Origin of the sequence: Rhodococcus sp. DMF-1, assembly GCF_021441945.1 — a bacterium.
In the GTDB taxonomy this organism is placed as follows: Bacteria; Actinomycetota; Actinomycetes; order Mycobacteriales; family Mycobacteriaceae; genus Rhodococcus; species Rhodococcus ruber.
This window is the reverse complement of the sequence record NZ_CP090442.1, coordinates 1,777,935-1,792,485: the sequence shown is the minus strand read 5'-3', so window position 1 is coordinate 1,792,485 and position 14,551 is coordinate 1,777,935. Positions and strand designations below refer to the sequence as shown.

Below are 14,551 nucleotides of genomic sequence, written 5' to 3'. Positions count from 1 at the left end.
CCCGTGACCGTGGACAACCCAGGCCCGACCCCACCGGATCCGGCCCAGCCCGCCGCGACCCCCGCGGGATTCCAAGTACGACTGCGCAACTTCGAAGGCCCCTTCGACCTGCTGCTCACCCTGATCTCCCAGCACCGCCTCGACGTCACCGAAGTCGCCCTGCACGAGGTCACCGACGAATTCATCGCCTACACCCGCGCCCTCGGCCCCCGGATGGGGCTCGACCAGACCACCGAATTCCTCGTCGTCGCCGCCACCCTGCTCGACCTCAAGGCCGCTCGCCTCCTGCCCTCGGGCGACGTCGACGACCCCGAGGACCTCGCCCTGCTCGAGGCCCGCGACCTGCTCTTCGCCCGCCTGCTGCAGTACCGCGCCTTCAAACAGATCGCCGACCGGTTCGCCGAGTTCGAAGCCGCCGCCCTGCGCCGCTACCCCCGCACGGTCGCACTCGAACCGCAGTACGAAAACCTGCTGCCCGAGGTCGTCCTCGGCGTCGACGCGACCCGGTTCGCCGAGATCGCCGCCGCCGCCTTCCGGCCCAAACCGCCCCCGCGCGTCGGCCTCGACCACCTCCACACCCCCCGCGTCTCCGTCCCGGAACAGGCCGCCCGCCTGCTCACCCTGCTGCGCGCCCTCGGCGCCGGCACCTGGGCCACCTTCGGTCACCTCGTCGCCGAATGCGACAACGGCCTCCAGGTCGTCGCCCGGTTCCTCGCACTGCTCGAGCTCTACCGCGAACGAGCCGTCACCTTCGACCAACCCGAACCGCTCGGACCGCTGCACGTGGCCTGGACCGGTGAGAACGACGACACCGTCACCACATTCGAGGAGGACTACGGGTGAGCAGCGCCACACCGGACCCCGATGCGCACGGACTCGACGCGGAACTGCTCGAGATGAGCGACGACGAACTCGCCGCCGCCCTCGAAGCACTGCTGCTCGTCGTCGACACCCCCGCACCCAACGCCCAGCTCGCCGACGCGATCGGCGTCACCGCCACCCGCGTCGAGACCACCCTGCACCGCATGGCCGCCGACCTCGACGCGCGCGGCTCCGGCATCGACCTGCGCTACGCCGGCGACGGCTGGCGCTTCTACACCCGCCGCGACTACGCCCCCTACGTCGAACGACTCCTGCAGGGCGGCGCCCGCACCAAACTCACCCGCGCCGCCCTCGAGACCCTCGCCGTCGTCGCCTACCGCCAGCCCGTCACCCGCGCCCGCGTCAGCGCGGTGCGCGGCGTCAACGTCGACGGCGTCATGCGCACCCTCCTCGCCCGCGACCTGATCGCCGAGGACGGCACCGACCCCGAGACCGGCGGCACCCGCTACGTCACCACCGAACTGTTCCTCGAACGCCTCGGACTGGCCTCCCTGCACGATCTGCCGCCGCTCGCGCCACTGCTCCCGGACGTCGATGTGATCGACGACATCAGCGAAAGTCTCGAGGCCGACCCACGATTTGCGAGAATGGGAAGGAACCCGCGCACCGAGGTCCCCTCGCCCGCGCCGTTCGATCCCGATTGAGACAGGAAAAAAGTGCACAAGCCCGCTCGCCGTGATGGCACACCGGACCGCAGAAAGACCAACTCCCGCGCAGGGAACCTACCCCGCGAACGCCGGGGCGAACCCGCCGCCCGCGCGGCCACATCGAAGCCCGCCGCCGGCGCGGCCACACCGAAGAAGGCACACCGCAAGGGCGACACCCCGCTCAACAAGCGCGGCCGTCCCGCCGCCCCCAAGCCCCAGGCCCAGCGCCCCGCGGCCCTGCCCAAGATCAGCAACGCCAGACCCGCCCGGCACCAGCACGCTGCCGAACGCCCGCAACTGCCCGCCGGCGAAGGCGTGCGCCTGCAGAAGGTCCTCGCCCAGGCCGGAGTCGCGTCCCGCCGGGCCGCCGAAGAACTCATCGCCGCCGGCCGCGTCGAGGTCGACGGCGCCATCGTCACCGAGCAGGGCCTGCGCGTGGACCCCGAGAACGCCGTGATCCGCGTCGACGGCATCCGCGTCGTCGTCGACAAGGACCTCGTCCACCTCGTGCTCAACAAGCCCCGCGGCTGGCAGTCCACCATGTCCGACGACCTCGGCCGCCCCTGCGTCGGCGACATCGTCTCCGAACGCGTCGCCGCCGGCCAGCGCCTCTTCCACGTCGGCCGGCTCGACGCCGACACCGAAGGACTGCTGCTGCTCACCAACGACGGTGAACTCGCCCACCGGCTCATGCACCCCTCCTACGAGGTGACCAAGACCTACCTCGCCACTGTCAAGGGCGTCCTTCCGCGCGGCATCGGCAAGCAGCTGCGCGCCGGCGTCGAACTCGACGACGGCCCCGCCAAGGTCGACTCCTTCGCGCTCCTCCAGGTCAACGAGGGCCAATCCCTGGTCCGCCTCGAACTGCACGAAGGCCGCAAGCACATCGTGCGCCGGTTGCTCGACGCCGTCGGCCACCCCGTGATCCGCCTCGTGCGCACCGACATCGGCCCCGTCGCGCTCGGCGACCAGCGACCCGGCACCCTGCGGGTGCTCGGCCGCAAGGAAGTCGGCAGCCTCTACCAGGCGGTGGGCCTGTGAGCTCGCTCGTCGTCGCCATGGACGGTCCCTCGGGCACCGGCAAGTCCACCGTCTCCAAGCGACTCGCCCAGCTCCTCGGCGCGGCCTACCTGGACACCGGCGCCATGTACCGCGTCGCGACCCTGCACGTGCTGCGTGCCGGGGCGGACCTGTCCGATCCGGCCGCCATCGCCGCCGCCACCGCGTCCCTGCCCTGGTCGATCGGGACCGACCCGGAGGCCGAGGACATCCGGCTCGCCGGGGAGGACGTCCGCGAGATCATCCGCGGCGCGGAGGTCACCGGCGCGGTCTCGGCCGTGTCCGCCGTCCCCGCCGTCCGCCGGACCCTCGTCGCAGCGCAGCAGCGCATCGGCCGCGACGCGGGGCACATCGTCGTCGAGGGCCGCGACATCGGCACCGTCGTCTTTCCCGACGCGGATGTGAAGATCTACCTCACCGCCTCCGCCGAGGCGCGGGCACAGCGGCGCAACCAGCAGAACATCGCCGAAGGCCGCGGCGACAACTACGAGGCGGTGCTCGCCGCGGTGCAGCGCCGCGACCACCTCGACTCCACCCGCGCGGTGTCCCCGCTGCGCGCGGCGGACGACGCGATCGTCGTCGACACGAGCGAGATGGACATCGACGAAGTGATCGCCGCGCTCGCCGCCGTGGTCGCCGAACAGACGGGAGCGACCCTGTGAGCGAGGACGTGACGGAATTCGCCGGCGACGGCACCTGGTCGGAGGAATCGGACTGGGACCTCGAGCTCGCCGGGGCCGCCGAACTCGAAGAGTTCGTGCCCGTGCCGACCGTCGCCGTGGTCGGACGCCCCAATGTCGGCAAGTCCACCCTGGTCAACCGCATCATCGGCCGCCGCGAAGCGGTCGTCGAGGACGTGCCGGGCGTGACCCGCGACCGCGTCTCGTACGAGGCCACCTGGAACGGCCGCCGATTCATGGTGCAGGACACCGGGGGATGGGAACCCGATGCCAAGGGCCTGCAACAATCCGTCGCGCGACAGGCAGAGATCGCGATGCGCACGGCCGACGCGATCCTGATCGTCGTCGACGCCACCGTCGGGGCCACCGCCGTCGACGAGGCCGTGGCCAAGGTGCTGCGCCGGTCCAAGACGCCGGTGCTGCTCGTCGCGAACAAGGTCGACGACGACCGCGTCGAGTCGGAGGCGGCGGCACTGTGGTCGCTGGGCCTGGGGCAGCCGTACTCGGTCTCGGCCACCCACGGTCGCGGCACCGGCGACCTGCTCGACGAACTACTCGCGGTGCTGCCGCGCACCCCGCGTGAAGGCACCGGGGGACAGGGGCCACGTCGCGTCGCACTGGTCGGCAAACCGAACGTCGGCAAGTCCAGCCTGCTCAACAAGCTGGCCGGCGACGAACGATCCGTGGTCCACAACGTCGCAGGCACGACGGTCGACCCGGTGGACTCCCTCGTCGAACTCGGCGGCAAGACCTGGCGGTTCGTGGACACCGCCGGTCTGCGCAAACGCGTCAACACCGCCTCCGGCGCCGAGTTCTACGCCTCGTTGCGCACCCGCGGCGCCATCGAGGCCGCCGAGGTCGCGGTGTTGCTGATCGACGCCTCCGAACCCATCACCGAGCAGGATCAGCGGGTGATCTCGATGGTCGCCGACGCCGGCCGCGCCCTCGTCATCGCATTCAACAAGTGGGACCTCGTGGACGAGGACCGACGTTACGAGCTGAGCCGGGAAATCGAACGCGACCTGCTGCGCGTGCCGTGGGCGGCGCGCGTGAACATCTCCGCGAAGACCGGCCGCGCCGTGCAGAAGCTCGTGCCGGCCATGGAGACCGCCCTCGAGTCCTGGGACAAGCGCATCTCCACCGGCCGTCTCAACACCTGGCTCAAGGAGGTCATCGCCGCTACTCCGCCGCCCATGCGCGGCGGCCGCCTGCCCCGGGTACTGTTCGCCACCCAGGCCGGCACCCGACCGCCGACCTTCGTGCTGTTCACCACCGGCTTCCTCGAAGCCGGCTACCGCCGCTTCCTCGAACGGCGGCTGCGCGAGGAGTTCGGCTTCGAGGGCAGCCCGGTGCGGATCTCGGTGCGCGTGCGCGAGAAGCGGGACCGCCGGAGCAAGTAGCGTCCGCAAGTGCCGTGACCAGGCGATTGGTGAATCGGTCCGTCCCTGTTGTAATCTCAACGAGCGCTCGACGAGAGCGCGGACGGGCTGTGGCGCAGCTTGGTAGCGCACTTGACTGGGGGTCAAGTGGTCGCAGGTTCAAATCCTGTCAGCCCGACTTTCTGGGGCCTGACCTGTTCATACAGGTCAGGCCCCTTTTTCGTCCCCACCGCGGCTCCGTCGAACGACTGCAAGGTTGGGACGCTGGGGACCAGAAGGCGGCGCTGCCGCGCCGTCCTCGGGCCGTCCCAACGCGAGGGGAGTGGTACCAAGTGGCTCCCGCCCCCTGGACCCCTGGACACGGATCAACCTCGACGGCCAGCCGTTCTGTCTCACGCAGCTTCGGCGGCCGTCGAGGTCGCTCCGGAACGATTTGGCGTGCCCCTCGAGAGCGTCAGCCCCCCGTCCCGCGGGCAGAATTGTCGGGTGCCGATGCATGACGTGCCAGACTGGTGCAAGTCGACTCCGGGAGGGGAAGGAGAGCGTCATGGCTGGGCCTCTCGTGCTTGATCGCGCGGCGATCGCCGAGACCTGCGAGCGGTACGGCGTGAAGCGGCTGGTCATCTTCGGCTCGGCCGTCACCGAACGTTTCAACGAGTCGACCAGTGATGTCGACTTCCTCGTCGAGTTCCGCGACGACGTCGCGAACCGCTTCGACGCCTACTTCGGTCTCAAGGAGTCTCTGGAAGCCCTGCTCGACCACCCGGTCGATCTTGTCTCTCCCGTTGCCCTGGAGAATCCCTACTTCGCTGCGTCGGTCGAGGAGAACGGGCACGAGGTCTATGCGGCCTGAGGCGCCGGGGCTGCTATGGGACGCCCGTAAGGCCGCTCGGCTGATCGCCCAGTTCGTCGCGGACCGGACATGGCACGAGTACGAGAGCGACGCGATGCTCCGCTCAGCAGTTGAGCGACAGTTCGAGATCATCGGCGAGGCGCTCAACAGGCTCAGCCGTCTCGACCCGGACACCGCCACCCTGATCCCGGACCTGCCGCGGATCGTCGCCTTCCGGAACGTGCTCATCCACCGGTACGCCGTCATTGACAACGAGCTCGTCTGGGAGGTCGCAACGACGCGCGTCAGGGACCTGGCCGCGCTACTTGGACGGCTCCTCGGCGAAGACGAAACCGCATAGCGACGGGGAGGCGGAGCCAGCGGCCGACGCGCTGTGCCACCGGGGACCCGGCGGGGACCAACGCCACGTTCGACCACTCGATTTCACGCCTGAACCACCGACAGCGACAGACAAGGGCAGACGACTACAGACAGTCGGTTCACGCTCAGGTCCTCGAGCCCCGGCTGGGGGTCAAGTGGTCGCAGGTTCAAATCCTGTCAGCCCGCCCGACGAACGAGGCGGTCCCGGATTTCCCGGGGCCGCCTCGTTCGCGTCTGCACATCCCTTCCGGCACACCGCGCCGTTCCACCCGGGCAACATTCGTTCCCCGGCGGCGGGACAGGTCCGCGAATGGCCCACGGTCAGGGTCCAAAGACCGCAGTCAACCCCCTGCGCCGCGAGTACTGTCGCGAACAGAAGCCGCGGCCACACCGAGGCACGACGGGCATCTCCAGTACGAGGAGACAACATGACCGAAACCCGGATCGGAACCGGATCCCAGGCCGTCAACAGCTCCGGCGACGCAGCCACAGCGCAGACCACCCCCGCCGTCGATGCCGGCCCGGTCCGGCACGAGCAGGTCGACGCGGTCGTCGACACGGCAACCGCGGCAGCGGCCCAGTTCCGCACACTCGACCAGCAGCAGGTCGATGCGATCGTCGAAGCCATGGTGCGGGCCGGCATCCGGGCGGCCGCGGAACTCGCATCGGTGGCGATCGAGGAGACCGGGTTCGGTGTCTTCGAGGACAAGGTAGTCAAGAACTACGTGGCCACCGAGTTTCTCTACGACTACCTCAAGGACAAGAAGTCCGTCGGAGTCATCGAGGAGAATGTCGAACACAGCATCGTCCGTATCGCCGAACCCATCGGCGTCGTCCTGGCCATCACCCCGGTCACCAACCCCACCTCCACCGTGCTGTACAAGGCGATCGTCGCCGCGAAGACCCGCAATGCCGTCATCTTCCGACCGTCGCCGTTCGCCGTGCGGTCGTGCGAACGCACGGTGGAGATCCTGCGCGCGGCGGCTGAAGCCGCCGGCATGCCTCCCGGCGCGCTCCAGGTCATCCCCGACGCCGCTCACGAAGTCACCCATTACCTGTTCAAGCATCCGAAGGTCGACTTCATCTGGGTCACCGGCGGGCAGAAGATCGTCGCTCTCGCCAACGCCGCCGGCAAGCCCGCCCTCGGTGTGGGTCCAGGCAACGCTCCCATCTACCTGCACCGCACGGCCGACATCAGGGGCGCTGTCGTCGACATCCTCATCTCGAAGACCTTCGACGCCTCCGTGATCTGCCCCGCCGAACAGACCTGCATCATCGACGACGAGATCTACGACGCCACCGTCGCGGAGTTCGAGCGGATGGGGGCGCACCTGCTCACGGACGAACAAGCGGAGGCGATCGCCGAGTTCGCGTTCGGCTGCGGCGACAAGGTCAACCTCGCCGCGCTCGGCCAGCAGGCTCCCGAACTCGCCGCCCGGGCGGGTTTCACGGTGGATCCGGCGGTGAAGGTGCTGCTCGCGCCGCTGCCGTCCGACCTGGACCGGCTCGCGGCGCACCCCCTGGTGCAGGAGAAGCTGATGCCGGTCCTCGGCCTCGTGCGCGCCCGCGACGTCCAGCACGGCATCGACGCCGCCGTCCTCGTCACCGAACACGGCGGTCTCGGCCACACTTCCGCCATCTACGCCACCGACCCGGCCGTGATCGACGCCTACGGCCTGGCCGTGCGGACCGGCAGGATCCTCGTCAACGCCCCGACCGCGGTAGGGGCCCTCGGCGGGATCTACAACAACCTCACGCCCACGTTCTCACTGGGCTGCGGCACGTGGGGCGGGTCGAGCACCACCGAGAACGTCAACTACCAGCAACTGCTCAATATCAAGACCGTCGCGCACCGCCGCACCCCGCCGCAGTGGTTCCGCGTACCGTCGAACACCTTCTTCAACGCAGGGGCCCTCGAGAACCTCCGGGAAGTGCCCTGCACCAGCGTCGTGGTCGTCACCGACGCGCTCAGTGAACAGCGGGGAGTGGTCGACGAACTGCGCGCCCACCTGCGCGCCGAACACGTCAAGGTGTTCAGCGAGGTCGAGCCGGAACCGGACGAGGCCACCATCCGCCGCGGAGTCACCCTGCTGGAAGGAAATCCGCCGGACCTGCTCGTCGCCATCGGTGGTGGGTCGGTGATCGACGCGGCCAAGGCCATCCGGCTGTTCTACGAACACCCGGAGAAGGACCTCGCCGAGCTGAGCCTGCCGTTCCTCGACCCGCGCAAGCGCATGGCGGACTACCCCCAGGATCCGCACAAGCTGCGACTGGTGGCAATCCCCACCACCGCCGGCACCGGTTCGGAGGTCTCACCGGCGGCCGTCCTCACCGTCGCCGGCCGCAAGGAGACCCTGGTCGACTACTCCCTGGTTCCGGACATGGCGATCGTGGACCCGATGCTCACCCTCTCGATGCCACGCACATTGACGGTCGACACCGGAATCGACGCCCTCACCCACGCGCTGGAGGCGGTGGCCTCCATCTTCGCCTCGCCCTACACCGACGCGTTCTGTGTCCAGGCCGCGCGCTTGATCTTCGAGGCGCTGCCGCGGGTGTACGACGATCCGGACGATCTGGCCGCGCGCACCGACATGTCCAATGCCGCCACCCTTGCCGGTCTCGCATTCTCGAACGCGTTCGTCGGCACGAACCACGCGCTCGCACACTCCGTCGGCGCCAGGTTCGGGATCGCCCACGGCCGGGTGAACGGCGTGTTCCTACCCCACACCCTTCGCTACAACGCCGGCCTGCCGACCAAGTTCATGCCGGCCCCCGGCTATTCCGCGTACGTCGCGCCGGAGAAGTACGCCCAGCTCGGACGGATCGTGTTCGGTGGGCACGATCCCGAGGAGAGCCGCCGCCGGCTGTTCCAGGGCGTCGAGGACCTGCTCCGTCGCATGCAGGTGCCGCGCACGCTGAAGGAGATCGGCGTCCCCGAGGAGGAGTTCGTCACGGCGCTGCCGGAGCTGGCGATGAACGCGTTCCAGGATCTGAGCAATCGTACGAACCCCCGGATGCCGCTCATCAGCGAGATCACCGAACTCCTGCGCCTCGGCTACTACGGGGACGGCGAGCATGCCCACTGACAGCGCCACCAAGACGATTCAGGTCGACGCACCCCTGGAGACCGTGCTCACGACCATCCGTGACATCGAGAGCCAGACCGAGTGGATTCCCGAGATCCTCGAGGCCGAGGTGCTCGAGGCCGAGGAAGGGACCGGACTTCCGCACACCGCCCGGTTCAAGGCGTCGGCCACCGTCGGCACCGACAGCTACACCCTCACCTACCGGCACCGCGACGACGGCATGAGCTGGACGATGCTCCAGGGACGCCTGCAGACCGGACAGGAGGGCCGTTACCACCTCGTCGCGGTCGGTCCCGACCGAACCTCGGTGACGTACGAACTGACGATCCATCACAACCTGCCGCTGCCCGGCTTCCTACGGAACCGAGTGATCAAGGGCCTGGTCGACAGTACCCTCACCGGACTGAAGAAGCGCGTGGAGAGCTGAACGGGGAAAGGGGAGGGCAGCAGTGCCCGCAGACGCGTCCCGCCGGCCGCGTAGGGTGCCATCCGGATCCGCTCCCGGCGCCTTCCACGAGCCCGCGGTCGGTCACCGACGGCCCCCTCCGGGGACGCTCGCGGCCTAGAAGCCCTGCACGCCGCGCCCTGCACGCCGCGTCTGCCGAGAACGGATCCCGGGCCCTATCCGGTCGTCCCGGCGGTAGCCGGACCGTGGCACGTCCTGGGACATCTGCCGGGAGTTGTAGCTGCCGACGAGACGTCCGGCATGGGCGGATGCCGATGCGGGGGAGGGCCGGGTAGGTCACGCCGCGCAAAGCCGGGCGGTGCATGGCGAGTCGTCTCGTGGAGGCACGTTCTCCCGTCCGTTCCTGCAGAACCCGGACCGTCGGGATCAGCAAGGACCCACCGTCCCATTTCGGATCTCACGGAACTCTAGTGTTTTCAGGAACAAACCGGGGTCGGCGACATGTACAGAATCCGACGCGGACGGAATCGTATAAATCACCGAATTCCCCAGCTACGTAGCACTCCAATCACGGGCAAGACACGCACGGACCGGCCTGTCAGGCGCCGAATGCACGCGAGATCGCTGCAGCGACATCCCGGTGTCCACGGATGGGCAGGGCGAATCCCCTCCCGGACCGAGCGAGGTCGCGGGCGGTGAGCAGATCGTGTTCACCGGAGATGTCGGCGAGCACGTCGAGCCGGGGGAGCCGGCCGGCCGCGGTCCTCGGATCGGGCCCGGCATTGTGCACGCAATCCGACAGAAGCAGTACCCGTCCCTCGTCCGCAGGTACGTCCCGCAGCTGACCCCCCGCCACGTCGAGCGCGAAGCCGACGTTGGTCAGACCCTTGCTCGGGATCCGGAGCAGCAGGTCCACGAGCGCGGCAGGGGAGACCGGCTCCCCTAGGGCACTGAGAACGGCGGCTTCGGACCAGAAGGCCACCACGGCCAGATCGTCGTGTCCGAGTTCGCCGGCCACGGCACCGACCGCGGCCGCGGCGGTGCGGATGCGCTCGCCGCGCATGGAACCGGAGATGTCGACGACCAGCACCACTTTCCGGCGATCGCGGATCCGATCCCGCATCACCAGATCCGTGGACCGTGCGAACGGGTCCTCGGCAAGTATCTCGACGGTGCGGTCCAGGTCGAGTTCCTCGGCACCGTCCTGATACGGCAGCGTCCGGAGCCTGCCGAGGCCCCTCCGCGGCGCACGACGATGTCGTGGGCGCGGCACGGACAGCCGCGCAGCAATCTCGCGTGCCCGGCGTCGGACCTCGGCGTCCGCGACCGGACCGGAGGCATCGAGATCGGCCAGCGGCAATACCTCGGCCGGCTCGTCGGTCTGCCCGGGTCCCGCGCCGACTCCCGATCCGGGGGTACGTCCGGCTCGATGCGGGCCACCCACCATCACCAGACCCTGGTCGCCACCGCGGTGCTCGTACAGGGCCGGGTCGACCGACAGCTGCTTCGGTCTGCGCCGGAACGGCTTTCCCCGGCCGGTGGAGTGGCGCTGAGCACGACGGTGCACGGGGCCCTCGGCGGGGACGGACCTTCAACCGGGGGCGGCGGCAGCAGGACGGAGAAGGAAGTGGTCCTGCCAGATCTCCCGCAGGACCGCTTCGGGCGTGGTTTCGGAGACCTCGTCGACCGCGATCCGTCCGGACAGCGCCACCAGCAGCGCGTCGAGCACAGCGCCGGTGTACTCCGCCGGAAGATCCCGCGGTGGATCGGTCGAGTCCGGCAGATCGTCTGCAACCCCCCGCATGTCGAACAGTTGCATGGCGACCAGGGTCAGGTCGATCGCGCCGCGGACGCTGGACCCACCCCGCAGATCGGGGTGCTCTCGCGTGGCACGGGTGAGCGCTACCGCGTCGGCGACGAGCCGTGCCGACCCACATCCGGTTCGCCGGACGACGATCTCGTGTTCGGCCTGCGTGTCCTGATAACCCACCGACAGTCGGCAGAACCGGTCGTGCACGCTCATCGACAGTCGGACGGTGCCGATGTTGTCGAACGGGTTCATCGAGGCCACCACGCGGAACGCCGGATCGGCGACCACCGTGCCCACCCGCGGCACCGTGATCCGCCGTTCCGCCATCGCGGTCAGCAGGCTGTTGAGTGTGTCCTCGGGCGATCGGTTGAACTCCTCGAGGTAGAGCACTCCACCGTCGTGCATCGCCGCCACCAGCGGTCCGGGCACGAAGTTGTCCTCGTGGTAGCCCTCGGACAGCACCCGTGCCGGATCGTGATAGCCGACCAGGCGCGCCGGCGTCAGGTCGGCGTTCCCCTCGACGAACATCAGCGGACTGCCGAGCTCGGCGGTGATGGCCCCGAGCAGGGTGGACTTGCTGGTCCCCGGCGGACCCTCGAGGAGCACGTCGCGGCCTGCCCCGATCGCGGCGAGCAGAAGATCGGTTTCCCGGACGCGGCCCACCACCCGCTCCGCGACTCCTCGCCGGACCTCTGCCATCGATCGGATGGTGCGCTGCATGCTCACGTCCTCGTGTACCCCTGGATCTGTTCGTTTCGTCGAACAACTATGCATCGGCCGGGCACTCCGAACGGACCGTTTCGGGGATCCATGCGCAGAATCGCAGTTCCTACCGCCTAGTGTCGGTGCCATGACCGTCCGGAATCCCCTGGACCCGAGCGAGGTCGGGTCGGCACTCTCCGCGTTCGAACCCCGTTTCCTGCCCCTGGACGGCCGGCGTCACGCCGCGGTGGTCGTCGCCGTGCTCGACGACGGGCACGGCAACCCGGTCGTGCCGCTCACTCGCCGCCCCACGCGCCTGCGATCTCATCCCGGTCAGTTCGCATTGCCGGGCGGACGCCTCGACGACGGGGAGACCCCCGACGTGGCCGCGCTGCGCGAACTGCACGAGGAACTCGGACTGCGCGCTGATCCCGGCGGCATTCTCGGCCGTCTGGACGACTACATCACCCGCTCGGGCTACGTCATCTCGCCCTACGTCGTGTGGGTGGATGCGGCGATCGGCGATCTCGTCCCCAACCCGGACGAGGTTGCCGCCCTCTATGCCGTCACCGAGTCCGAACTCGACAGCGAGCCCCGGTTCGTCACCATCCCGGAGTCGGACAAGCCGGTGATCCAGTGGCCGTTCCGGGGTCATCTCGTCCACGCACCGACCGCGGCGGTGATGTACCAGTTCCGTGAAGTCGTGCTCCACCGCCGAAGCACCCGCATCGACGACCTGGAACAGCCCGTGTTCGCGTGGAGGTGAGCGGTCGCACGGGCAGCGGCGGCGTGGGGTGTGCAAGGCTGTCGGGACCGACTCCCCGAACGACAGGACGGATGATGAACGACGCGACGACGACCGGTGCGCCGGCTCGATCCGACCGCATCGTCACCGTCCCCAACGTGCTGAGTGTCGTCCGCCTGGCTGGAATCCCGATCTTCCTCTATCTGGTCCTCGTCCGGCATGCCGACGGGTGGGCGCTCGCGGTTCTGATGCTCAGCGGGATCACCGACTGGGCCGACGGCAAACTCGCACGGCTGCTCGATCAGGCGTCGCGACTCGGGGCGGTGCTCGATCCGCTCGTCGACCGCCTCTACATCGTCACGACTCTTCTCGCGCTGGTGGCCCGGGGCATCGTGCCGTGGTGGATCGCCGTTCTTCTGATCGGCCGGGAGATGGTGCTCGCCCCGACCCTGGCCGTCTATCGACGCCGCGGTCTGCCGCCACCGGAGGTGCTGTACCTGGGCAAGGGCGCCACGTTCCTGCTCATGTTCGCGTTGCCGCTCCTCTTGGCCGCGCAGGCGCTTCCCGCCGCCGGCGACGTCCTCGAACCCGCGGGGTGGGCCGCCCTCCTCTGGGGCACTGCCCTCTACGTGTGGACGGGCGCGCTCTACCTGCTGCAGGCGGTGCAGACGGCTCGAGCGGTGCCCGTGTCCGGAGGGCCTGCCACCGGATGAACCGCAACTGGGAGCAGATCCGCCGCAACCCCGTCCCGTCGCTGCTGAAAGCGCTGCTCGAGGACCATCTCGATCCCGGGTACGCCGGCGCGGCGCGCGACCGCGCCGCCGGCCATTCCCGCCCGACCCGCACCGGCATCGGGGTGTGGCTCGTCCTCGGTGGTCTGCTTGCCGGCCTCGTCCTCGGCGTGGCATACGCCCAGAACATCGAGCGCGAATCCGGGACGGAGCAGGCGCGCGACGACATCCTCGCCACCGTCCGCGCGACCGAGGACCGCAACGACGCACTCGCGGCCTCCCGCGACGACTTGTCGACCGAGGTGGAACAGCGCCGCATCGCGGTGCTCGCCGACGACGAACAAGGGAGGGCGGTGCTCGACCGGCTCGCCCGCGCAGAGGACGACGCAGCGTCGACGCCCGTGCACGGGCCGGGAATCACGGTCACCCTCGCCGATCCGGCGTCGCGTCCCGACCTGACGGACTCGGCGGAGAAGGACCGCGCCCGCAGCGCCTCGGTGATTCTCGACCGCGACCTGCAGTCGGTCGTCAACGCGCTCTGGCGCAGTGGCGCCGAGGCCGTCGCGATCAACGGGGTCCGGATCGGTCCGGGTGTCACCGTCCGTCAGGCCGGTGGAGCGATGCTCGTGGACAACAGGCCGGTCTTCTCGCCCTACACGGTCTCCGCCGTCGGGTCTCCTGCCGAGTTGCAGACCGGGTTCGTGGTCAGCGATGCCTACCTGCGCATGGCGGGGGTGCAGCAACTCTACGAGGTAGGTTTCACCATCGCGGACGCGGCAGACCTGGCGCTGCCGGCCGCCACGGTGCGCGATGTCGCAGCGGCACGGGAAACGGGAGAGCGGTGAGGACTGTGGTGACCAAACGCGGATATGCCCTCTACGCGGTGCTGGCCCTCGGTGTGGGCATCGTGGTGGGCGTGATGGTCAGTCCCCAGGTTCCGGACGTGGTCCAGCCCTACCTGCCCATCGCGGTCGTCGCGGCGCTCGACGCGGTCTTCGGCGGCCTGCGCGCCTACCTGGACGAGATCTTCGACGCCAAGGTGTTCGTCGTCTCCTTCGTCTTCAACGTGCTGGTCGCCGCACTGATCGTCTGGCTCGGTGACCAACTCGGGGTGGGCACCCAACTCTCCACGGCGATCGTCGTGGTTCTCGGTATCCGGATCTTCGGGAACGCATCCGCACTGCGCCGCAGGCTGTTCGGGGCGTAGC

The 14,551-nt window shown here is 69.2% G+C and carries 15 protein-coding genes and 1 tRNA gene; 14 read left to right on the top strand and 2 right to left on the bottom strand.

The annotated features are described in order from the left end of the window. The first annotated feature begins 3 nt into the window (after positions 1-3). The 10 genes from LZP97_RS08265 to LZP97_RS08220 all read left to right on the top strand — a co-directional run bounded on the left by LZP97_RS08265 (position 4) and on the right by LZP97_RS08220 (position 9,376). A complete protein-coding gene (locus LZP97_RS08265; protein WP_010596541.1) occupies positions 4-843 on the top strand; it encodes a segregation and condensation protein A in 840 nt (279 codons plus the stop codon). Continuing rightward, positions 840-1,526, top strand: a complete 687-nt coding sequence (gene scpB, locus LZP97_RS08260) for an SMC-Scp complex subunit ScpB (protein ID WP_010596540.1) — start codon at positions 840-842, stop codon at positions 1,524-1,526. Before LZP97_RS08265 ends, scpB begins: the two co-directional genes overlap by 4 nt. A gap of 12 nt (positions 1,527-1,538) precedes the next feature. Beyond that, a complete protein-coding gene (locus tag LZP97_RS08255) occupies positions 1,539-2,570 on the top strand; it encodes a pseudouridine synthase (protein WP_200903471.1) in 1,032 nt (343 codons plus the stop codon). Positions 2,571-2,587: 17 nt separating this feature from the next. Then, on the top strand, positions 2,588-3,250 hold the full coding sequence (gene cmk, locus LZP97_RS08250) for a (d)CMP kinase (protein ID WP_048773835.1): 663 nt from the start codon (positions 2,588-2,590) through the stop codon (positions 3,248-3,250). Next, a complete protein-coding gene (gene der, locus LZP97_RS08245; protein ID WP_048773820.1) occupies positions 3,247-4,668 on the top strand; it encodes a ribosome biogenesis GTPase Der in 1,422 nt (473 codons plus the stop codon). The genes cmk and der overlap by 4 nt, the downstream gene beginning before the upstream one ends. An 83-nt stretch (positions 4,669-4,751) precedes the next feature. Further along, positions 4,752-4,825 (top strand) — tRNA-Pro (locus LZP97_RS08240). Positions 4,826-5,194: 369 nt separating this feature from the next. Then, entirely contained in the window at positions 5,195-5,500 is a 306-nt protein-coding gene (locus tag LZP97_RS08235) for a nucleotidyltransferase family protein (protein WP_225222424.1), read from the top strand. Beyond that, the gene (locus LZP97_RS08230) at positions 5,490-5,840 is read left to right on the top strand and encodes a HepT-like ribonuclease domain-containing protein (RefSeq protein ID WP_048773818.1); all 351 of its coding nucleotides are present in this window, start codon (positions 5,490-5,492) and stop codon (positions 5,838-5,840) included. The genes LZP97_RS08235 and LZP97_RS08230 overlap by 11 nt, the downstream gene beginning before the upstream one ends. A gap of 448 nt (positions 5,841-6,288) precedes the next feature. Beyond that, complete coding sequence (gene adhE / locus LZP97_RS08225) at positions 6,289-8,949, top strand: bifunctional acetaldehyde-CoA/alcohol dehydrogenase (RefSeq protein ID WP_048773817.1); 2,661 nt, start codon at positions 6,289-6,291, stop codon at positions 8,947-8,949. Then, positions 8,939-9,376 carry an SRPBCC family protein gene (locus tag LZP97_RS08220; protein WP_010596533.1) on the top strand — a complete coding sequence of 146 codons (438 nt, stop codon included), beginning with the start codon at positions 8,939-8,941 and terminating at the stop codon, positions 9,374-9,376. Before adhE ends, LZP97_RS08220 begins: the two co-directional genes overlap by 11 nt. 577 nt (positions 9,377-9,953) lie before the next feature. On the opposite strand, the gene LZP97_RS08215 is transcribed toward LZP97_RS08220, so the two are convergent. Together LZP97_RS08215 and LZP97_RS08210 are read right to left on the bottom strand one after the other, a co-directional pair. Further along, positions 9,954-10,922, bottom strand: a complete 969-nt coding sequence (locus LZP97_RS08215; protein ID WP_017681695.1) for a vWA domain-containing protein — start codon at positions 10,920-10,922, stop codon at positions 9,954-9,956. A 24-nt stretch (positions 10,923-10,946) separates the two neighbouring features. Then, positions 10,947-11,885: an AAA family ATPase gene (locus LZP97_RS08210; RefSeq protein ID WP_017681696.1), complete on the bottom strand. Its 939-nt coding sequence runs from the start codon at positions 11,883-11,885 to the stop codon at positions 10,947-10,949. A gap of 130 nt (positions 11,886-12,015) precedes the next feature. On the opposite strand from LZP97_RS08210, the gene LZP97_RS08205 reads away from it, so the two are divergent. From LZP97_RS08205 to LZP97_RS08190, 4 genes are all read left to right on the top strand, one after another. Further along, positions 12,016-12,633, top strand: a complete 618-nt coding sequence (locus LZP97_RS08205; RefSeq protein WP_017681697.1) for an NUDIX hydrolase — start codon at positions 12,016-12,018, stop codon at positions 12,631-12,633. A gap of 74 nt (positions 12,634-12,707) precedes the next feature. Next, positions 12,708-13,325 (top strand): CDP-alcohol phosphatidyltransferase family protein, encoded by a 618-nt coding sequence (locus tag LZP97_RS08200; protein ID WP_026137989.1) that lies wholly within the window; start codon positions 12,708-12,710, stop codon positions 13,323-13,325. Then, the gene (locus LZP97_RS08195) at positions 13,322-14,188 is read left to right on the top strand and encodes a DUF881 domain-containing protein (RefSeq protein WP_017681698.1); all 867 of its coding nucleotides are present in this window, start codon (positions 13,322-13,324) and stop codon (positions 14,186-14,188) included. Before LZP97_RS08200 ends, LZP97_RS08195 begins: the two co-directional genes overlap by 4 nt. A gap of 5 nt (positions 14,189-14,193) precedes the next feature. Next, complete coding sequence (locus tag LZP97_RS08190) at positions 14,194-14,550, top strand: small basic family protein (RefSeq protein ID WP_040269832.1); 357 nt, start codon at positions 14,194-14,196, stop codon at positions 14,548-14,550. Position 14,551 lies beyond the last annotated feature (1 nt).